Origin of the sequence: Algibacter miyuki (genome assembly GCF_030409805.1) — a bacterium.
In the GTDB taxonomy this organism is placed as follows: domain Bacteria; phylum Bacteroidota; class Bacteroidia; order Flavobacteriales; family Flavobacteriaceae; genus Algibacter; species Algibacter miyuki.
On the sequence record NZ_JAUFQP010000013.1, the window covers coordinates 1,048,069 to 1,067,758 of the forward strand.

At 33.5% G+C, this 19,690-nt stretch carries 20 protein-coding genes; 12 read left to right on the top strand and 8 right to left on the bottom strand.

What is annotated here, in order from left to right; genetic code table 11:
- Positions 1 to 123 precede the first annotated feature (123 nt).
- The 3 genes from QWY92_RS16410 to QWY92_RS16420 all read left to right on the top strand — a co-directional run bounded on the left by QWY92_RS16410 (position 124) and on the right by QWY92_RS16420 (position 4,314).
- Positions 124 to 2,433: an ATP-dependent helicase gene (locus QWY92_RS16410; RefSeq protein WP_377879031.1), complete on the top strand. Its 2,310-nt coding sequence runs from the start codon at positions 124 to 126 to the stop codon at positions 2,431 to 2,433.
- A 72-nt stretch (positions 2,434 to 2,505) separates the two neighbouring features.
- Positions 2,506 to 3,420 (top strand): hypothetical protein, encoded by a 915-nt coding sequence (locus tag QWY92_RS16415; protein ID WP_290273224.1) that lies wholly within the window; start codon positions 2,506 to 2,508, stop codon positions 3,418 to 3,420.
- A gap of 213 nt (positions 3,421 to 3,633) precedes the next feature.
- A complete protein-coding gene (locus QWY92_RS16420; RefSeq protein WP_290273226.1) occupies positions 3,634 to 4,314 on the top strand; it encodes a hypothetical protein in 681 nt (226 codons plus the stop codon).
- Between the two features lie 73 nt (positions 4,315 to 4,387).
- On the opposite strand, the gene QWY92_RS16425 is transcribed toward QWY92_RS16420, so the two are convergent.
- Positions 4,388 to 5,257, bottom strand: a complete 870-nt coding sequence (locus tag QWY92_RS16425) for an alpha/beta hydrolase (protein ID WP_290273227.1) — start codon at positions 5,255 to 5,257, stop codon at positions 4,388 to 4,390.
- 112 nt (positions 5,258 to 5,369) lie between these two features.
- Here QWY92_RS16425 and QWY92_RS16430 point away from each other — a divergent pair, with 112 nt between their 5' ends.
- Positions 5,370 to 5,990, top strand: a complete 621-nt coding sequence (locus tag QWY92_RS16430; protein ID WP_290273229.1) for an L-threonylcarbamoyladenylate synthase — start codon at positions 5,370 to 5,372, stop codon at positions 5,988 to 5,990.
- Here QWY92_RS16430 and QWY92_RS16435 read toward each other — a convergent pair.
- The 5 genes from QWY92_RS16435 to QWY92_RS16455 all read right to left on the bottom strand — a co-directional run bounded on the left by QWY92_RS16435 (position 5,987) and on the right by QWY92_RS16455 (position 9,814).
- Positions 5,987 to 6,529: a hypothetical protein gene (locus QWY92_RS16435; RefSeq protein ID WP_290273232.1), complete on the bottom strand. Its 543-nt coding sequence runs from the start codon at positions 6,527 to 6,529 to the stop codon at positions 5,987 to 5,989. The two genes, QWY92_RS16430 and QWY92_RS16435, sit on opposite strands and share 4 nt — an antisense overlap.
- A gap of 92 nt (positions 6,530 to 6,621) precedes the next feature.
- Positions 6,622 to 7,014 carry a hypothetical protein gene (locus QWY92_RS16440; protein ID WP_290273234.1) on the bottom strand — a complete coding sequence of 131 codons (393 nt, stop codon included), beginning with the start codon at positions 7,012 to 7,014 and terminating at the stop codon, positions 6,622 to 6,624.
- Positions 7,015 to 7,324: 310 nt separating this feature from the next.
- Positions 7,325 to 8,164 carry an OmpA family protein gene (locus tag QWY92_RS16445; protein ID WP_290273236.1) on the bottom strand — a complete coding sequence of 280 codons (840 nt, stop codon included), beginning with the start codon at positions 8,162 to 8,164 and terminating at the stop codon, positions 7,325 to 7,327.
- 103 nt (positions 8,165 to 8,267) lie between these two features.
- Positions 8,268 to 9,257: a glycosyltransferase family 2 protein gene (locus tag QWY92_RS16450; RefSeq protein WP_290273238.1), complete on the bottom strand. Its 990-nt coding sequence runs from the start codon at positions 9,255 to 9,257 to the stop codon at positions 8,268 to 8,270.
- Between the two features lie 86 nt (positions 9,258 to 9,343).
- A complete protein-coding gene (locus tag QWY92_RS16455) occupies positions 9,344 to 9,814 on the bottom strand; it encodes a type I restriction enzyme HsdR N-terminal domain-containing protein (protein ID WP_290273241.1) in 471 nt (156 codons plus the stop codon).
- Positions 9,815 to 9,953: 139 nt separating this feature from the next.
- Between QWY92_RS16455 and holA the strand changes: the two genes are divergently transcribed.
- Positions 9,954 to 10,958, top strand: a complete 1,005-nt coding sequence (gene holA, locus QWY92_RS16460; protein WP_290273243.1) for a DNA polymerase III subunit delta — start codon at positions 9,954 to 9,956, stop codon at positions 10,956 to 10,958.
- A gap of 3 nt (positions 10,959 to 10,961) precedes the next feature.
- On the opposite strand, the gene QWY92_RS16465 is transcribed toward holA, so the two are convergent.
- A complete protein-coding gene (locus tag QWY92_RS16465) occupies positions 10,962 to 11,396 on the bottom strand; it encodes a DUF1801 domain-containing protein (RefSeq protein WP_290273244.1) in 435 nt (144 codons plus the stop codon).
- An 80-nt stretch (positions 11,397 to 11,476) separates the two neighbouring features.
- On the opposite strand from QWY92_RS16465, the gene QWY92_RS16470 reads away from it, so the two are divergent.
- Entirely contained in the window at positions 11,477 to 12,142 is a 666-nt protein-coding gene (locus tag QWY92_RS16470) for a uracil-DNA glycosylase (RefSeq protein ID WP_290273246.1), read from the top strand.
- A gap of 404 nt (positions 12,143 to 12,546) precedes the next feature.
- Here the strand turns inward: QWY92_RS16470 and QWY92_RS16475 are convergent, their stop codons facing one another.
- Positions 12,547 to 13,662, bottom strand: coding sequence for a C1 family peptidase (locus tag QWY92_RS16475; protein WP_290273248.1), 1,116 nt, complete (start codon positions 13,660 to 13,662; stop codon positions 12,547 to 12,549).
- 54 nt (positions 13,663 to 13,716) lie between these two features.
- Between QWY92_RS16475 and QWY92_RS16480 the strand changes: the two genes are divergently transcribed.
- From QWY92_RS16480 to QWY92_RS16505, 6 genes are all read left to right on the top strand, one after another.
- Entirely contained in the window at positions 13,717 to 14,556 is an 840-nt protein-coding gene (locus QWY92_RS16480) for a 1,4-dihydroxy-2-naphthoyl-CoA synthase (protein WP_074939351.1), read from the top strand.
- Positions 14,557 to 15,459, top strand: a complete 903-nt coding sequence (gene menA / locus QWY92_RS16485) for a 1,4-dihydroxy-2-naphthoate octaprenyltransferase (RefSeq protein ID WP_290273252.1) — start codon at positions 14,557 to 14,559, stop codon at positions 15,457 to 15,459.
- 42 nt (positions 15,460 to 15,501) lie between these two features.
- Entirely contained in the window at positions 15,502 to 16,179 is a 678-nt protein-coding gene (locus tag QWY92_RS16490) for a metal-dependent hydrolase (RefSeq protein WP_290273254.1), read from the top strand.
- Positions 16,180 to 16,515: 336 nt separating this feature from the next.
- Positions 16,516 to 17,553 (top strand): o-succinylbenzoate synthase, encoded by a 1,038-nt coding sequence (locus tag QWY92_RS16495; protein WP_290274126.1) that lies wholly within the window; start codon positions 16,516 to 16,518, stop codon positions 17,551 to 17,553.
- Between the two features lie 2 nt (positions 17,554 to 17,555).
- Positions 17,556 to 18,512, top strand: coding sequence for a CPBP family intramembrane glutamic endopeptidase (locus QWY92_RS16500; protein ID WP_290273256.1), 957 nt, complete (start codon positions 17,556 to 17,558; stop codon positions 18,510 to 18,512).
- Between the two features lie 2 nt (positions 18,513 to 18,514).
- Positions 18,515 to 19,585: an AMP-binding protein gene (locus QWY92_RS16505; RefSeq protein ID WP_290273258.1), complete on the top strand. Its 1,071-nt coding sequence runs from the start codon at positions 18,515 to 18,517 to the stop codon at positions 19,583 to 19,585.
- Positions 19,586 to 19,690 lie beyond the last annotated feature (105 nt).

A 19,690-nucleotide genomic window follows, 5' to 3' on the forward strand; every position in this document is an offset into this window, starting at 1 on the left:
ATAGTTAATTTCACGCTTTAAAATGTATTGGATTTGAAAAAGGATTTAGAGAAGGAGTTAAAGGAGCAGTTAGGTAAGTTAAACGAAGCACAATTGGCGCCTACCATACAAAAGGATGGTCCCATGATTGTTATTGCCGGCGCTGGTTCGGGAAAAACACGTGTGCTTACATTTCGTATTGCTTATTTAATGAGTCAAGGCATTGATGCTTTTAATATTTTGTCGTTAACTTTTACCAATAAGGCGGCAAAGGAAATGAAAGAACGTATTGCTACTATTGTAGGAAATAGCGAAGCGAAAAACCTATGGATGGGAACGTTTCACTCTGTGTTTGCTAAAATTCTACGTATGGAAGCCGATAAACTTGGGTATCCATCAAATTTTACAATATATGACACGCAAGATTCCGATAGGTTAATTTCTTCTATTATTAGAGAAATGGGTCTGGATAAAGATCTTTATAAATATAAACAAGTCCGTTCTAGAATTTCATCTTATAAAAATAGTTTAATTACCGTTCGTGCTTATTTTCAAAACCCGGAATTGAAGGAAGCTGATGTTATGGCACGCCGACCAAGAATGGGGGATATCTATAAGGAATTTGTAGACCGTTGCTTTAAAGCTGGAGCAATGGATTTTGATGATTTATTATTGAAAACCAACGAACTATTAACCCGTTTTCCTGAAGTTTTAGCAAAATATCAAAATCGATTTAGATACATTTTAGTGGATGAGTATCAAGATACAAACCACTCGCAGTATTTAATTGTGAGAGCTTTATCTGATAAATTTCAAAATATTTGTGTGGTTGGTGATGATGCGCAGAGTATTTACGCCTTCCGTGGTGCCAATATCAGTAATATTTTAAACTTCCAGAATGATTATGATGATGTGAAGGAGTTTAGATTAGAACAAAATTACCGATCAACTAAAAATATTGTAAACGCTGCAAACTCTATTATTGATAAAAATGAAACCAAACTAGATAAAGTAGTTTGGACGGCGAATGATGAAGGACCCAAAATTAAAGTAAACCGATCATTAACCGACGGAGATGAAGGGCGCTATGTGGCCAGTACCATATGGGAAACTAAAATGAACGACCAGTTACCAAATAGTGATTTTGCCATTCTATATCGTACCAATGCGCAATCGCGTTCTATTGAGGACGCCTTAAGAAAGCGTGATATTCCTTATAGAATTTACGGTGGTTTATCGTTTTACCAAAGGAAAGAAATTAAGGATGTTTTAGCTTATTTAAGGTTAATTATTAATCCTGCTGATGAAGAAGCATTAAAGCGTATTATCAATTTTCCAGGCCGTGGTATTGGTCAAACTACGGTAGATAAATTGATTGTTTCCGCTAATGGATATAAGCGTTCTATTTTTGAGGTGATGAAAAACATTGATAAAACAGATGTTAAAATCAATGCAGGAACAAAAACCAAACTTAAAAACTTTGTTACTTTAATTGAAACTTTTCAGGTATTAAATGAAACCGCTGATGTTTTTGAATTGGCAGAATACGTAACCCGAACAGCAGGTATTATTACCGAATATAAAAAGGATAACACGCCAGAAGGTGTTGTTAAAATTGAAAATATTGAGGAGCTTATCAATGGTATGAAAGATTTTGTGGAAGGCCAAAAAGAAATAGCCGATACCACAGGAAATTTAGCCGAATTTCTAGAAGATGTTGCTTTGTCAACAGATATGGATGCCGATAAAGGTGATGCTGATCATGTGGCGTTAATGACGATTCACTTAGCGAAAGGTCTAGAGTTTCAACATGTATTTATTGTTGGTTTAGAGGAAGATTTATTCCCGAGTGGAATGAGTATGAATACACGTAGCGAACTTGAAGAAGAACGTCGTTTATTTTACGTGGCCTTAACACGTGCCGAAAAACAAGCCTATTTAACCTATGCTTTATCACGTTATCGTTGGGGTAAATTAGTAGATTCTGAACCAAGTCGTTTTATAGAAGAAATAGATGAACAATATCTTGATATTGTAACACCAATAGAAGAACGTCGTTTTAACCCGATGTTGGATGCTAATATTTTTGGTGATAGTGGTAATAAACCTGTTAATCCAAATAAAATACGATTCAAGCCAGCTAAACAAGCTGTTTTGAAAAAAGGAGAGCCAGCAAAAGGAGGGCAACAAAAATTTGTGGCAAATAAAACGCCTAAGAATTTAAAACCTGTAGGAAAAGCTTCAAGTAGTAGTGCGGCTGCCGCAGCTGGTGGAGCGAATTTATTTGATGGAAAATTAACTGTTGGAAACGTGGTAAAACACATTCGTTTTGGTACTGGTGAAGTACTAAAAATAGAAGGTGCAGGCGCCGATATTAAAGCCGAAATTAAGTTTCAGCATGGTGGCGTTAAAAAGTTATTGTTACGTTTTGCTAAGCTTGAAGTTATTGGCTAGGTTATTTAATGGGGTTATAGCGAATTATTTCATTTTATAATTGGGCTGTTTCGCCTACAAATATCCAAAGGAATGAATAAGTTTGTTGTCATATCGATATTTTTTATTCTTAATTTTTCTTGTAAAAATAAAGGTGCTAAAACTATTGAAAAGACCAAGTTTCAAGAAATAGCGCATGTTGATTATGTTTTAAACAAACCGGTTGAAACTATAAAAGGTGTTTTAGTATTGTTTGGTGGTTATCCAAAAAAGGCTGAAGATATCAAACGTGAATTTCCGATAATTAATAAAGCAAAAGTGCATAATATTGCTGTTTTGTATATGAATTATAATCGCACGATTTGGCTTACCATTCAAGAACAACAAGATTTATCTGCACAGCTTCAAAAGATATTTACGGAGAACAAATTACCGACAAATAACATTTTTATAGGCGGGTTTTCAAGTGGTGGAAATGTGGCATTATTAATTAGTGATTTTTTAGCGGAGCAAAAATCGAAGCTAAATCCGCAGGGTGTTTTTATAGTGGATTCCCCAGTTGATTTAGTGGCCTTATATGAGACTGCTGAAAAAAATATAATACGTAATATCTCTGAACCTGCCGTTCTAGAAAGTGCTTGGATACTCGAAACTTTCAATAAAGCATTTGGAAGCCCCGATCAAGCTATTTCTAAGTATGAAGCTTCTGCCATATTTACTTCTAGAACAAATAATAGGCATAATATAAAGCATCTGGCTGAAACTAAGATTAGGTTGTATACTGAACCTGATACTCTATGGTGGAAAACAAATAAAGGGGCTGAATATGATGAAATGAATGCGTTTTACATAAAAAAGCTTTCCGAGAGTTTGAAGGATTCAGGTTTTAAATCTGTTGAATATATTTCCACAGAAAACAAAGGCTATCGTTCTAATGGAGAACGCCATCCGCATAGTTGGGCAATTGTTGATAAAGCAGGATTGGTTAATTGGATGTTGGATAAATAAAAACACGTCTTTATTTCGTTTGAAATTTCCCTATATAAGTTTCTTGTTTTTTTGAATATTATCTTCTCAAAATTATTTGAACAAACCACTTTTTTTAGAGAAGTTTCAATATTGATTTCAGTTCTACTTCAGAATAAATTGTTAAAATATTTAAACACCGAAAGTTTTTTTGTTGTTTAGCATCTAAATTAAATAACCAAAATTTAAATTTAGATGAGATTCCTTTTTGTATTAGCAAGTATTTTGAGTTTTAGTGTAATGTCTGCACAACGTGGTGGAGGTGGACAAGGAGGAGGTACTAGAGGCGGTAACTCGGGAGCTGAGCAACAACAACGTAAAGAGATAACCTTTGAGGCTGCTAAAGCAGCGGGAATATTTAATTACGACGACGTTGCATCTATTAAAAAAATTAAAATCAAGAAAAAAGATGAGGCTTTAATTTTAAATGTGCGTCAGGTTATTGAAAGATATAACAACAAAGTAAACGAGATTGCGCTTTTAAATAAAGATAATTTTGATACTTTAAATGTATACATGAATACAGTTATAAAAGAATCGCGATCTATTAGAAGTCAAAATAGAGAAACGGGAAGTTATGGCAGCATGGAACGTGGGGAAGAAGACCAAAATAGTGCCATGAGTGTAGCAAGAAAACTCAGCAAAGAAAAAATAGACCCAGCAAAAAAGGCTATTAAAATAGCAGAAGAAAAGTTAAATGCAGATATGGAAGGTCTTTTAAGCGAAAATCAATATGCAAAATGGTTAAAATATCAAGTTCAGGTTAAGGAGGAGTTAAACCCTAAACCAGAATCGAAGTCAAGTAGCGATGTTATTCAATCACAAGGAGGGGGTAGACAAGGCGGAGGATCTCGTGGTGGAGGTAGAATGCGCTAATTTCAAATTGGTGAATAAAAAAGGCAGATATTTCTTAATAGAAATATCTGCCTTTTTTAATATATATAATCTGTTACATGGTTTTATTTATAAACAGGTTGAGTTTATTCCAAGTATCTAAAAAGTCAATACCATCCCAACCGTGTCCGGCATTTGGGTATAGCGTGTATTCGTGAGTCACATTAAGGGTTTCAAGTCGGTTGTTTAAATCGGCTCCTTGGCTTATAGGAATCAACGGGTCTTGACCGCCATAAAATAAAATGGTTGGGGGAGCTGCAGCGGATACTTGATGGTATGGACTGGCGGCTTCCAAATATTCATCGGTTGGTGTTTCACCAAATAATGTTAAAAATGTATATAATTCACCACTAAGTTCTGCCGCTATTTCAAAATTTGGGTCGGTTAAGTTAGATGGTCCAACAATACTACAAACCATATCTGTTTTTTGTAAAACATCGGAGGTGTAGGCCCAGAGCATCGATAAATGTGCGCCGGCACTTGTGCCAATAAATCCAAGCCTATCAGAAATACTGTATTTTGTTTGATTTACTTTTAAGTATTTAATAACGCTAGCAATATCATCTATTTGCATCGGGAACGGCTTATTGTTGGTATCTGCCAATCTATAATTAATGTTTACAACTGCCATATTTGGGAAATCGTTAGTCAGGAGCGTTTTTATAACGGTCATGTCCGATTTATCGCCTGAGGACCAGCCACCACCATGCACCAAAATCATGATTTTAGTGTCGGCGTTTCGGTTTGCTGGTAGGTACAAATCAAAAGTTTGTTTGTCGTGGTCGCCGTAACTTATGTTTTCGGCTTCGTAAATTGTATAGGGGTCGATAATATCGGCAATAGCTACGGGTTCTATATTATTGGAGCAATTAAAAAACGAAATGGCTATAATGGCATTAATGAGGGAATATTTAAACACTTTCATGGGTTTATTTTAATTTAAGTGTAATTTAGTGAAGTAATTGAATATGGATAATTTTATATTAAAAATAATATTTACTTTGTAACGGTAAAATATTTAATGCAAGATACTTATTATGGCTGAATTTTTTAGAATTTATGAGGAAAACCCTAATCCTAAGCAGATTGAGAAGGTGGTGGCTATTTTAAAACGTGGCGGACTTATTATTTATCCTACAGATACGGTTTATGGTTTGGGTTGCGATATCACCAATTTGAAAGCTTTAGAGAAAATTGCCAGAATTAAAGGCGTTAAATTGGAAAAAGCGAATTTTTCTTTTGTATGTCATGACCTTAGTAATTTAAGTGATTATGTGAAACAAATTGATACTTCGGTTTTTAAAATATTGAAACGGGCACTTCCTGGGCCATACACTTTTATTTTGCCAGGTTCTAAAAACTTACCCAACCCTTTTAAGAAACGTAAAACGGTAGGAATTCGTGTGCCAGATAACGCTATTGCTTTAGATATTGTAAAATTATTAGGGAACCCGATTATTTCGACTTCTATCCATGATGAAGATTCGGTTTTAGAATACACAACGGATCCTGAACTTATTCTTGAAAAATGGGGTGATTTAGTCGATTTAGTTATTGATGGTGGTTACGGCGATAATGAAGCTTCTACCGTAGTCGATCTATCGGAAGGCGATCCTGTTGTTATTCGTGAGGGCAAAGGAAGTTTGGAGATTTTTTAATTCACGTTCTGTTTGTGGCAACCGTTTATTCTTTCTTGTTTAGTTAAAGTCCAAACGTTAATTGCTTTGCTTTTTAGTTTATTATCGGAATCAGGTTCAATTAATTCAATTTCCATAATACTTTCAGTTGCAATTTTATAATCAGGATGTTCTATTAAATATCCATTTACATAAACGCTATTATTTTCTTTAATTCCGAAAAACGCATTGAGTTCATTTTGTGTTTTAAAAGCGACTTTTTTGTTTAAACGGACAAAAATAATTCCGTTTTCAGTTAGGTTGAAGAATTTATGGTCTTTCCGGTTAACTTTATCTTTTACAACACTTATTTCAGAAATCCATTCTTTTTTTGTTTCGGTGACACTTTCATTCGCAATAATGTTTTTTTCAATAATAATTGTTGGACAATTGCCTTTTGTAAAAGGTAATTTTATATACCCCTCCTGAGAATAGGTATTCGAAAAAAAGAAAGTAAAAATAAGAGCGAATAATATTTTGTTCAAATGAGTTTGGTTAATATTTATTAATGGTTGTTGCATGGTTTGTTGCTTGTTTAAGGACGTAATTTAAGAAGTGGCTAGAACCCGTAATAAATTATATGCGGTATTGGCATAGTAACTATTTTTTAAGTTTAATGTCTGGATAATTTATTTTTATTTCGGGTAAAATGTCCTTCTTTTTTTAACATTAAGTATGTCCAAGCACCTCCTAAAAAGTCTATTACTGCGATTATTATTACTCTCGGAGATACTAATTCTAGCATCACAAATGCTGTAAAGAAAACAATTACTGTAAATCGAATAAAAGCAGTTGCCTTCAATATCAAAATTAGCTCATATTTAGCACCGATATAATAGTAGACGGCAGTTGCCATTAATAAAATCCCTTCAAATCTAATCCAAACTTCACTGGTAGGTTCTATACCAAATAAGTTAAATAACATATTAGGTATAAATAGTAGCATTAATCCAATAAGCGCCAAATAGATACCATAGATAAAAACACTTTTTGCTGATTGACTCATTTCTTATCTAGTTTTATTATTTATTAATGCCAATACGGTATAACCGAACATATTAATAAAGTAAAAATACAATTATGCGAGTAGAAACCATAAATAATTTTGTGTTAATAAAACTAAAGGAGGATTGATGTAAACTAAACCTTTGTGTTAGTCCCTGCGTTAAGGATTGCAGTGGAAAGCCCACAGCCTGACGTAGGAAGTGCGCGGACTTGCAACGTAAAGCCTGACCCGATAGGGGAACGCCCAAAAAAAGGGTATAAAAAAAGCCCAACTTTGGAGTTGAGCTTTCTTCTATTTTATGAGCTAGGAATTAGTTTCCACCAGCTTCTAAATTTTTCATTTCTTTTTCAATCATATCGTAAAATTGATCGATTTTAGGAAGTACTACTACACGTGTACGTCTGTTTTTTGCACGGTTTGCAGCAGTATCGTTATCTACTAAAGGTACGTAAGAACTACGACCGGCAGCGATTAATTGTGCTGGGTTAACATCTAAATCTTGTAACACACGAATAATTGATGTTGAACGTTTTACACTTAAATCCCAGTTGTCTAAAAGTACACCTTTTTGGTATGATTGGCTGTCTGTATGACCTTCGATCATAGCCTCGAAATCTGGTTTGCTGTTAATTACTTTAGCAACTTTAGCTAATACTTCTTTAGCTCTGCTAGTTACAATGTAACTTCCGCTTTGGAATAATAATTTATCGGCGATAGAGATGAAAACAACACCTTTTTCTACGTTAACTTCGATGTCTGGATCGTTGATACCAACTTCGCGTTTTAAGCTTGTTACTAATGCTAGCGTAATGCTATCCTTTTTAGTCATCGCGTCTTGTAAACGAGCGATTTTCATTTCTTTTTCTTTTATACTTTCTAAAGTTTTTTCGATGCTGCTTGCGCCTTTTGCTGATAAAACTTGAAGGTTGTCGTTGTTTTTACGTAAATCGTTTACTTGCGATTCTAGTACAGATGCTTTGGCTGTTGCCGCGGCTCTGTCTTCTAAACAAGAGTTTAATTTTACGGTTGCTGAATTTAATAAATCTTGAGTTTCCTTTTGTTTGGCCTCTAGATCTGTGAATTGCTTTTTAGTTACACATGAACTTAAAAATAGCATGGTTGATAGACTAAGTAATAAAACTTTTTTCATGAGTTGATTTTAGAATTTTGGATTAAAAATTTCTTTTAAGAATAGGTAAAAGTATATAAAAATAGCTTGATAGCAGAGTTATTAACAAAACTTTTGCTAAATTTTATTCACATTTGTAATACCTCTTTTTATTTACGAAATAATCCATAACAATGGATGTTTTGGTATAGTAGTTTGTTTTGTTTATTGTGGCTTCTCGTTGTTTTAAGAGTCTGTTTAAATGATAATAATAGCTAAAGTGAGCTTTTAAAATGGCAAAAGAGTGTTTTGGTTTTAGTTCGAAAAGAAATTTAGCTGCCGCAATACCGTCGAGAATTAGCCTTACAAAAATGATAAAAAACAGATTCCCTTTCCCGTTTTTGGTAAGTGTAAATAGGCTGTTTCTGAAATTAAGATAGGTTTTTTGAGGATTTCCGGCGTTTAGCGTAGCGCCACCAACATGGTAAATGGTCGATTGGCCTACGTATTTAATGTTGTGTCCATTATTTTTTGCACGCCAACAAAGGTCAATTTCTTCCATGTGTGCAAAGAAATGTTCATCGAAGCCGTTTAAGCTTTTAAAAACTTCAGCTTTTATAAACAAACAAGCCCCTGTGGCCCAAAATATTTCTGCGATGTCATTATATTGTCCGTTATCTTTTTCAATAGTATCAAAAATGCGGCCTCGGCAATAAGGATAACCATATTTATCAATAAACCCGCCTGCAGCACCTGCATATTCAAAATGATCTTTGTTTTTGAAATCTAATATTTTAGGTTGAATAATAGCGGTTTCAGGATAATTTCTGAAAGTATTTATAATAGGAGGAAGCCAATTTGGGGTAACCTCTACATCACTATTTAACAAGCAAAACACATCGGCTTTAATATGTTTTAAAGCATCGTTATAACCTTTAGCATAACCTCCGTTTTTTGCATTTTGAATGGTTTTTATGGAAGGATATTGGCTTTTTAGAAACGACATAGAATCGTCTGTCGAGGCATTATCGGCCACATAAATTTCCGCTTCTGTGGAATGTGCGATAACCGATGGCAAAAATTGCTCTAAGAGTTGTTTTCCGTTCCAGTTTAGTATAACAATGGCAAGTTTCAAAAGCTATTTTATTTATGAGTTAAAAGTTGTTTTTTGTTTTGTAATCGTAATATAATGAACAATTTATACTATATGTATATTGATAACTATCCACGATATTCTGGAATATCTTTCAAAAATTGATAACGTTCGTTTTTAAAATCCATTTGACAGTAATAATGATTTAAACCATTAGTAACCATTAAATAGGTGGCGTTAAGTGCGGTGTTATAACGTGCAATTTGATCAAATGTTTGCTGATTAATAGTGATTTTTGGAGCTTTACATTCTACAATAATATGAATGCTTCCATCTGGATTAAATACCACAATGTCGTATCTTTTTTTTAAGGTGTTAATAGTGAGCTCCTTTTCAACATTTATTAAAGATATCGGATATTTTTTTACGTCTATTAAGTAATGAACACAGTGCTGCCTTACCCATTCTTCGGGTTGTAAAATCATGAATTTTTTGCGAATACAATCGAATATAGATACTTTATTTTCGCTATTTTTGAAACGAAATGAAAACTCTGGAAAATTTAGTTTTGGTAACACTGAAATTTTTAATTTTTTCAAAGTTAAGGCAAATAATCAAAACCCAATAGAAACAGGTTGTTTTTAGACTTTGCCTGTATAGATTTTAAAAAGCTCGATATATTAGTTAGGCATTGTTGTGGAATATAAGGGCTTTCAATAAAAAATAATAAGATTAGATTTGGACGAAGTAAAACAAATAGTAACCGATATAAAAAACAAAAACTTAAAGCCTATTTATTTTTTAATGGGTGAAGAGGCTTATTATATAGATAAGATTTCGGATTATATTGAAACGTCTGTTTTGGATGAAGCTGAACGCGGCTTCAATCAAATGGTTTTATACGGTCGCGATGTTACTATCGATGATATTGTTGGGCATGCCAAACGTTACCCGATGATGGCAGAACACCAGGTAGTGATTGTTAAAGAGGCTCAAGATTTAGCAAGAAGTATTGAAAAGTTGGCTAAATATGCCGAAAACCCACAGCCAAGCACGGTTTTGGTTTTTAATTATAAGTATAAAAAAATAGATAAGCGAAAATCGCTTTATAAAACCCTGAAAAAAACAGGTGTTGTTTACGAAAGTAAAAAACTTTACGAGAACCAGGTTGGCGATTGGATTCGTCGTGTATTGGCACCGAAAAAATATGAAATCACTCCAAAAGCGGCTCAAATGTTGGTTGAGTTTTTAGGAACCGATTTAAGTAAAATAAATAATGAGTTAGAAAAACTTCAAATTATTTTACCAAAAGGCACGCAAATTACGCCAGAGCATATTGAAGAAAACATTGGAATTAGTAAAGATTATAACAATTTTGAGTTACGAAAAGCGGTTGGAGAGCGTAACGTAATTAAGGCTTACCGCATAGTGTATTACTTTGGCGAAAACCCGAAAGATAATCCTATGGTAGTTACAGTATCCTTATTATTTGCTTTTTTCTCACAGTTGCTTACGTTTCATGGTTTGGCAGATAAGTCTCCTAGAAATGTGGCCTCGGCATTACGTGTTAATCCTTATTTTGTGAACGATTATATTACGGCTGCTAGAAATTTCCCAATGCGAAAAGTGAGTGGTGTTGTCGCTACCTTACGTGAGTTTGATGTTAAAAGTAAAGGTGTAGGCTCTAATGCGGTGCCGCAAGGCGATTTACTTAAAGAATTATTAGTACGTATTTTTAATTAGTATTTACAAGTCTAAAAGCGGTAAGTGCTTTACTTTATGGTAGGTTAAAGCGGTAGCTATACATTGTTTTAATTCGGTTTCAGGTATGGTATCATCCAATTGAAATACAATAGCGCGGTGCCCTTCAAATTGAAAAACATCTTTAAAAACAACTTTAAAAGTTTCAACCAGCTTACTGGTACATTTAAAATATATGGCGTATTGGTTTGGTGTTTTTGTTTTCCAATCTATTCTAACAGTGCTGCCTTTTTTCACTAAATAACTAGGCTCTCCCCATTTTAAAGTTTCTTCAATGGCAGTAATAGTTTCGGTTTCTTTAGCAACTTGCAAAATCAGGTCTCTTAAATGCTTTATTTTGTGTACAATATGTTTGGGGTAATTATTAAATACGTCAGCTACTTTTTCGTTCGTATTAATTTGTATATTTTGCTCAACCATTTTATGCTTAATTTGATGTAAATTCTATACTCTTTAAATATAGTATTAATTTTGGATGATTTTTTAAAAAAAATATAATAATGAATTTAAATTTTCACGAGAGTTGGAAACCTTATTTAGAAGCCGAATTATCTCAGGATTATTTTAAGCAATTAATAGATTTTGTTTCTTCGGAGTATGAAAAAGGAAATTGTTATCCTCCAAAGGAAGCAATCTTTAATGCCTTTAATTATTGTCATTTTAACGATGTGAAAGTAGTTATTATAGGGCAAGATCCTTATCATGGTGAAGGGCAGGCCAATGGGTTGTGTTTTTCAGTAGCCGATGGAATCAAGCACCCGCCGTCGTTAATTAATATTTTTAAAGAAATTGAAAGTGATTTGGGTATACCATATCCTGAAAGTGGAAATTTAGAACGTTGGGCAAAACAAGGTGTTTTATTATTGAACGCAACCTTAACTGTGAGAGCACTCGAGGCGGGAAGTCACCAAAAAAAGGGATGGGAAACTTTTACTGATGCTGTTATTAAAACAATAAGCGATAATAAAAAAGATGTGGTGTTTTTGCTTTGGGGTGGTTTTGCTAAAAAGAAAGCTAAACTTATAGACGCTAAAAAACATATTATTTTAAATAGCGGTCATCCATCACCTTTATCTGCAAATAGAGGGTATTGGTTTGGTAATACACATTTTAGTCAAGTGAATCAAAGATTAGCTCATCTCGGATTAAAAGGACTTAAGTGGTAATAGGCTTTAGGTAATTAAAACACCTTAACTATAATAAAAAAAACAGAGTTATTTAACTACCGGTAGGAGCAAGATGTTCCGAAGTCATATTTACCTCTGCATACGATGATAAAATAACAGGTTTTTTAATCACTTTTTTATGTTTAACTGTTTTGTTACAGCTAAATTTTAAAAGCAATAAGTTAAAAACAACAAGTAGGGAGAATGTTAGAGTAATTGTTAGTATCATATCCAATGGGGTTTAAATATATCGCTAATATACAGGTAATTACGTTTAAATGCAAATTAGTACGATTTTTTAATCTTGGTGCAAAGTTAGCTATTAAATCCTTCTTAATATTATCTTAATTTACCGGTTTTGCACTTTTATTGAATCCGTAAAATTGAATAGGGATACTTTGCGGTTAATGCAAAATATTAGCAAATTTATTATCAAGTACGTTTTTATTTAAAGTAACCGATATCATTTTTAATTTGAAGTAAGCTTCGCTCATGTAAATAAAACCCTCATTTCTAACTCTTTCAGAGTTTTTTCCCCATGAATTTTTTACTTTATAATAGGTGTTTCCCTTTTGGTCTTTAACTAAACCTGTAATATGCATTAAATGATCGTCGGTAGTGTTAAAGTTTTCAAACTCTTGTTGTCTGTAGGTTTGAGTAATCTCTTTTTCTGGTACAATTTCGGTTAATTCCTTTAGGTCTAAATTACTGTCTTTTGGAATTATGGCCATACCAGGATTTGCTGTAAATGTTTTTTCGCTTACATCGCAATCTAAGGCAATTGTGTATCCTTTTTTAAGCGCGTTATTTACCGTTTTAACCATCTCTTCAATAGGGATGTTATAGAAACTTCCGTTAGAAAAATTATCAGGAATATTTAAAATAAAGTTTGTGTAAAACGGTTGATGAGAAAAAGATGTTAAGCTCACATAATCTTCCGGGTTTATTTTTGTGAATTCTAAAAAAGATTGTGGTGTGTATTCTACGCCTTCATAATTAAAAGTTTCAATGTTTTTTCCTAAATAAATATCTAAAACGGACTCAGTAACCTGTTTCCATTTTGGAGATAAAGGTTTTTTTACGTCTTTAGTATATGTGTTTAATAAACCTCTTAAAACGGTAAGCATTTCAGTGTGGTTATGTCTTGTAGCATTTTCTTCAAGCCCCGTAAAAGCGAAAGCTGGAACTAAACCATGATCTTTCACGCTATTCAAAACATCGTGAGCCAAGCCACCATCACTAAATTGCGTTTTTCCTTGACGCATAATGTAATTCCAAGCCTTTTTCGGGTAGGTGTTTCTTACGGTATACATTTCAGATAAATCAATCTTTTTACCTGTAATCCTTATTATTTCACTTTCTAAAAAAGACGATGTAGAAAAACTCCAACAAGTTCCCGTGTTACCTTGACTAATAACTTCTGTAGTTTCAAGATCTATAACCGTTTCAAATTTATACGATTGCGCATGTATTGAAATAGAAATAAATAGTAAAACGAGTAAGGAAATATTATTTTTCATAGGGAATGCGGGGTTTTAATGAAATAAAATTTATTTTTGGCTAAAATAAAGAAAATGAGTCAAGAAAATTGGGTAACTGTTAAAGAATACACCGATATTACATATAAAAAATGTAATGGTGTTGCGCGCATAGCGTTTAATAGACCAGATGTGAGAAATGCATTTCGTCCGAAAACAACGTCAGAATTATACGATGCCTTATATAATGCTAACGAAGATGTAAATATTGGTGTGGTATTATTATCTGCCGAAGGCCCATCGACTAAAGATGGTGTCTATTCATTTTGTAGTGGAGGCGATCAAAAAGCACGTGGACACCAAGGTTATGTTGGTGAAGATGGTTATCACCGTTTAAATATATTAGAAGTACAACGTTTAATTCGTTTTATGCCAAAAGCTGTAATTGCTGTGGTTCCGGGTTGGGCTGTTGGTGGCGGACATAGTTTACACGTAGTTTGCGATTTAACTTTAGCGAGTAAAGAGCATGCTATTTTTAAACAAACCGATGCTGATGTTACTAGTTTTGATGGTGGTTACGGATCGGCTTATTTAGCAAAAATGGTAGGACAGAAAAGAGCTCGTGAAATATTTTTCTTAGGAAGAAATTACTCGGCTCAAGAAGCGTTTGATATGGGCATGGTAAATGCTGTTGTTCCTCACGATGAATTAGAAAGTACGGCTTATGAGTGGGCTCAGGAAATATTAGCAAAATCGCCTACATCTATTAAAATGTTGAAATTCGCCATGAATTTAACCGATGATGGTATGGTAGGGCAACAAGTATTTGCTGGCGAAGCCACACGTTTAGCTTACATGACTGAAGAAGCTACCGAAGGTAGAAATGCCTTTTTGGAAAAACGTAAGCCTAATTTTGAAAAAAAATGGATTCCATAAATGAATAAAACAAAAGTTTGGATTTCTTCCATGCGTTTGCGCACTTTACCTTTATCTGTTTCAGGAATTATTTTAGCCTCGTTTTTAGCAGCCTATCAGGGGGTTTTTAATTGGGCTATTTGTGTGTTTGCTATTTTGTCGACTTTAAGTTTTCAAATACTATCAAATTTAGCAAACGATTATGGAGATGGCGTAAAAGGCACCGATAACGATGATAGAATAGGGCCAGAGCGGGCTATACAAAGTGGTGTGATATCTCCAAAAGAAATGAAAAAGGCCATTACAATAAACGTTGTTATTTCGTTAATTTTGGCTATGCTAACCATTTTTTATGCCTTTGGAAGCGCCAATTTTTTACTGTCCTTGATTTTTCTAGCACTTGGAGTGGGAGCTATTGTAGCTGCCATTAAATACACTGTTGGCGGTAATGCTTATGGCTATAATGCCATGGGTGATATTTTTGTATTTCTGTTTTTTGGTTTGGTAAGCGTTATTGGCGGTTATGTTTTATTTGCTAAAACTATTGATTTTGTGGTGGTTTTACCTGCAATAATCATTGGTTTATTAAGTACAGCGGTATTAAACCTAAATAATATGCGGGATATTGAGTCTGATACTAAGTCGAACAAAATTACACTAGCCTTAAAATTAGGTAGTCAAAAAGCTAAAACCTATCATATTATTCTTGTGGTTTCGGCTATTTTATTATCTATTATATTTGGTATTCTGTTTTATAGTTCACCTTTTAATTTCATTTTTATTATTGCTTTTATTCCTCTATGTCTTCATATTAAAAAAGTAAATAACACTAAAATTCCACAGCATTTTGACCCTGAATTAAAAAAGTTAGCACTTACAACCGTGCTTTTATCTATTTTGATGGGTTTAGGACAATTGTTGTAAAAATTCAGTAAATTTAGAGTTCAATTTTATAATTTATTTCTAATGAAAATCACATTTTACGGTCACGCCTGTTTAGGCATTCAAATAGATGATATTAATATACTTGTCGATCCTTTTATTACTGGTAATGAAAAGGCTGCTGATGTTGATATTAATACGTTAGAAGCCGATTATATCATGGTAACACATGCGCATCAAGATCATATTTTAGATGTAGAAGCCATTGCTAAACGCACCAATGCCATTGTTATTTCTAATTTTGAAATTGTGGCGTATTTCGAAAAGATGGGTATTGAAGGACATCCAATGAATCATGGTGGCGAATGGGATTTTGAGTTTGGAAATGTAAAATATGTAAACGCCATCCACACGTCGTCCTTTCCTGATGGCTCTTATGGTGGTCAACCAGGAGGTTTTGTTATTGAAGGTGAACGTAAAACAATTTATATTGCAGGAGATACCGCTTTAACTTTTGACATGAAGTTAATCCCGATGAAAACGAAGTTAGACTTAGCTATTCTACCCATCGGTGATAATTTCACAATGGGGATTAATGATGCTATTGTAGCGAGCGACTTTGTGGAATGCGATAAAGTTTTGGGTTATCATTTTGATACCTTCGGTTATATTGAAATAGACCATGAAATGGCTAAACGTATGTTTTTTGAGAAGGATAAAGATTTGATGCTTTTAGAAATTGGTGAGAGCATTGAATTATAGCGTTTTTCTATAAAGTAAATAGGTTAACTTAGTTTGTTGCTTTTACTTTTTAGCTTTAAGTTTCATTGAAACCTAATGAACAAATCACTTCGGAAAATTAAAATCCCCACATAATTAAGGATTAAACACAACAAGTTATTGGCTTAATAAACAAGACGATACGGTTGCTTGAGACATAGCGTCGAGAAATACGATATTAGAAGATTTTTGCTGTTTTTGTTTGAATTTATTATCAATATAATATTTAAATATTAAAGTTTTAATCAATCAATAATTTATTCAGATTTAGGCTGTAAAGTTTTGATTACTCATAGAATAAATCGTTATTTTAGCATGATGATAACGGCAACCTATAAACCTTATATTCTAAATTTTAAGCAACCTAGTGGCACCTCTCGTGGTGTTTTGAAAACTAAGGAAACTTGGTTTATTATGTTATCCGATGGCAAAAAAAAAGGCGTTGGAGAATGTGGTTTATTTCGCGGACTTTCCATTGATGATTGTCCTGAGTATGAAACCAAACTACAATGGGTTTGCCAAAATATCAATTTAGGATTACAGGTCTTGTTGTTGAAACTAAAAGCTTTTCCTAGTATTCAAATGGGTTTAGAAATGGCTTTTATCTCCTTAGAAAGTTCGGATAAATTCAATTTATTCCCTTCAGAATTTACAAGACATGAAGCCGCCATTCCTATCAACGGATTAATTTGGATGGGTACGGAAAGTTTCATGAAACAGCAAATTAAAGAGAAAATTGAAGCTGGTTTCAGTTGTATTAAAATGAAAATTGGAGCAATAAATTTTCAAACAGAAGTTGATTTATTAAAATCCATACGGAAACAATTCCGCGCAAGCGATATCGAATTAAGGGTTGATGCTAATGGCGCATTTAAACCTTCGGAAGCTTTAGAAAAACTGAAAATTTTATCCGATTTCGATTTGCATTCCATAGAACAGCCTATAAAACAAGGACAAATTAATGATATGGCAGCACTTTGCGAAGCCACACCATTGCCTATTGCTTTAGACGAAGAACTTATTGGAGTGTTTTCAGAAGAAAAAAAGAAAGCCTTATTAGAGGCTATAAAACCGCAATATATTATTTTAAAACCTAGTTTAGTTGGTGGATTTGGTGGTAGCGATAGCTGGATAAATTTAGCCGAAAAACAAAACATTGGCTGGTGGATTACCAGTGCACTAGAGAGTAATGTGGGGCTTAATGGTATTGCACAATACACGTATTCTAAAAAGAGTAAATTGCCACAAGGATTAGGTACGGGAAGTTTATTTTCGAATAATTTTATGTCACCGCTTTTAGTTAAAAATGGTACATTGCAGTATAGTAATTTAGAATCTTGGACATTTAATTTATAAGTATGTATATAGAACAGGCCTTTGAAGGTTTACACGATTGGTGGCGATATATTGTTGGATCAATAATGATATTTATTGCTTGGCAAATTGTAGGTATGGTGCCTTTGCTTTTCGCTGTAGGAATTCATGTTGCTGAGTCGGGAGATATACCGACAGGAATCCCAGATATGATTGCCATATTGGGTAGTAATATGTTTTTGTTTTTAATGCTTGTATCTTTTGCTGTGGGTTTATTTGGCGTGATTTTTTCAGCTAAAATACTGCACAAACTGTCTTTTCTAAAATTGACAACCACACGAAAAAAGATAGATTGGAAACGTTTTTGGTTTGTGTTTTTTATTTGGGGTACTATTTCTTCAAGTTTTGTGCTTTTAGATTATTTCTTTTTTGCACCAGAAAACTATGAAATCAATTTCAAATTAAAACCATTTTTAATCCTTGCGGTTATAGCCATCTTACTTATTCCTATTCAAACGAGTTTCGAAGAGTACTTTTTTAGAGGTTATTTAATGCAAGGTATTGGAGTGATCTTTAAAAATAAATGGGCGCCACTTTTAATCACTTCGATTGGATTTGGACTTATGCATATTGCCAATCCGGAGGTCGAAAAATTAGGTCCTGTAATAATGGTTTATTATATTGGTACCGGATTGTTTCTAGGTATTTTAACCTTAATGGACGAAGGTTTAGAGCTGGCTTTAGGCTTTCATGCTGCCAATAATCTATTTACCGCGTTGTTAGTAACTGCCGATTGGACAGCCTTTCAAACCGATTCTATTTTAAAAGATATGTCGGATCCGGAAGGTATGATGATTGGCGAAATATTTGTTCCTGTTTTTGTGATATTTCCACTATTATTATTAATTCTTTCGAAGAAATATAAATGGCATAGTTGGAAAGATAAACTTACCGGGAACGTTGTTGAACCACCAAAAGAAGACTATAAAATAATAAACTAAATATGATACCAGATTACACTAAAGTACATTTAAAGTTTAAGTTAAACAACATGTACTATTCGCACGAAGATTTAATGGAAGTGGCGTATAGTTTTGTAAAAGAAGGCGAGCCTTACGAACAGGAATTGGGTAATTTTTTACTCGATTGGCTAGATAGGCATGATTATGTAAAAGTGCATACTTCGGGATCTACAGGAAAGCCTAAGGTTATAAAAATTAAAAAAGACGCCATGGTGAAATCTGCTATTGCCACAGGAGATTTTTTCAATTTAACACCAGGTAAAAAAGTATTACATTGTTTACCATCGAACTTTATTGCAGGTAAAATGATGATGGTTCGCGCTATTGTTTTAGGTTTAGAACTCGATATGGTTGAGCCATCGGCTTTGCCAAGAATCGATTATGAAAAAGATTACGAGTTTTGTGCCTTTACACCAATGCAGCTTAAAAATTTCGCAAAGTATTTCAACAAAATAAAAACGGTAATTGTTGGTGGCGGACGTGTTTCAGAAAGTATTAAAGCACTTATCCAAGATAAGAAGCCAAATGTTTATGAAACCTATGGAATGACCGAAACGGTGTCGCATATTGCTATTAAAAAAATCAATAATTTCACCAATTCAGAATCGGATACTTATTTTAAAACCTTGCCAAACATTACAGTTTCTCAAGATGACAGAGATTGTTTGGTTATTGATGCACCAGATCTTTTAGATGAAAAAATTGTAACTAACGATATTGTAAAGCTACATTCTAGCAGTAGTTTTGAGTGGTTAGGGCGCTTTGATAATGTGATAAATTCAGGAGGTATTAAGTTATACCCTGAGGTTATCGAAGAGAAACTTCAAACTAAAATAAAACAACAATTTTTTATAACATCTATTCCTGATGATACTTTAGGCGAAAAAGCGATTTTAATTGTTGAAGGCAATGATAATAATATCGATACGTCTCTTTTTGACGGGCTAGATAAATATGAAAAGCCAAAAGCAATTTATGCGGTTAGTAAATTTATTAATACAGCATCGGGAAAAATTCACCGTAAAAACACTTTAGAACAAGTTACTTTTTAAAAACAAGTAGCTATAATATATTGAATTTTACCTGCAAGGTTTTTATAATTTTGCAGGTATTTTTTTCTTGATTTTCTAATGATAAAGTAGTCTTAATCATAGAAA

Excerpts from the sequence above, each read along its gene's own strand:
- QWY92_RS16465 (WP_290273244.1), bottom strand. The coding sequence starts at position 11,396 with ATGGTTGAGCAAAATATACAAATTAATACGAACGAAAAAGTAGCTGAC.
- QWY92_RS16470 (WP_290273246.1), top strand. The coding sequence starts at position 11,477 with ATGAATTTAAATTTTCACGAGAGTTGGAAACCTTATTTAGAAGCCGAA.
- QWY92_RS16480 (WP_074939351.1), top strand. The coding sequence starts at position 13,717 with ATGAGTCAAGAAAATTGGGTAACTGTTAAAGAATACACCGATATTACA.
- QWY92_RS16475 (WP_290273248.1), bottom strand. The coding sequence starts at position 13,662 with ATGAAAAATAATATTTCCTTACTCGTTTTACTATTTATTTCTATTTCA.
- menA (WP_290273252.1), top strand. The coding sequence starts at position 14,557 with ATGAATAAAACAAAAGTTTGGATTTCTTCCATGCGTTTGCGCACTTTA.
- QWY92_RS16430 (WP_290273229.1), top strand. The coding sequence starts at position 5,370 with ATGGCTGAATTTTTTAGAATTTATGAGGAAAACCCTAATCCTAAGCAG.
- QWY92_RS16440 (WP_290273234.1), bottom strand. The coding sequence starts at position 7,014 with ATGAGTCAATCAGCAAAAAGTGTTTTTATCTATGGTATCTATTTGGCG.
- QWY92_RS16435 (WP_290273232.1), bottom strand. The coding sequence starts at position 6,529 with ATGCAACAACCATTAATAAATATTAACCAAACTCATTTGAACAAAATA.
- QWY92_RS16490 (WP_290273254.1), top strand. The coding sequence starts at position 15,502 with ATGAAAATCACATTTTACGGTCACGCCTGTTTAGGCATTCAAATAGAT.
- QWY92_RS16415 (WP_290273224.1), top strand. The coding sequence starts at position 2,506 with ATGAATAAGTTTGTTGTCATATCGATATTTTTTATTCTTAATTTTTCT.
- QWY92_RS16420 (WP_290273226.1), top strand. The coding sequence starts at position 3,634 with ATGAGATTCCTTTTTGTATTAGCAAGTATTTTGAGTTTTAGTGTAATG.
- QWY92_RS16445 (WP_290273236.1), bottom strand. The coding sequence starts at position 8,164 with ATGAAAAAAGTTTTATTACTTAGTCTATCAACCATGCTATTTTTAAGT.
- QWY92_RS16410 (WP_377879031.1), top strand. The coding sequence starts at position 124 with ATGATTGTTATTGCCGGCGCTGGTTCGGGAAAAACACGTGTGCTTACA.
- QWY92_RS16425 (WP_290273227.1), bottom strand. The coding sequence starts at position 5,257 with ATGAAAGTGTTTAAATATTCCCTCATTAATGCCATTATAGCCATTTCG.
- QWY92_RS16500 (WP_290273256.1), top strand. The coding sequence starts at position 17,556 with ATGTATATAGAACAGGCCTTTGAAGGTTTACACGATTGGTGGCGATAT.
- QWY92_RS16505 (WP_290273258.1), top strand. The coding sequence starts at position 18,515 with ATGATACCAGATTACACTAAAGTACATTTAAAGTTTAAGTTAAACAAC.
- QWY92_RS16495 (WP_290274126.1), top strand. The coding sequence starts at position 16,516 with ATGATAACGGCAACCTATAAACCTTATATTCTAAATTTTAAGCAACCT.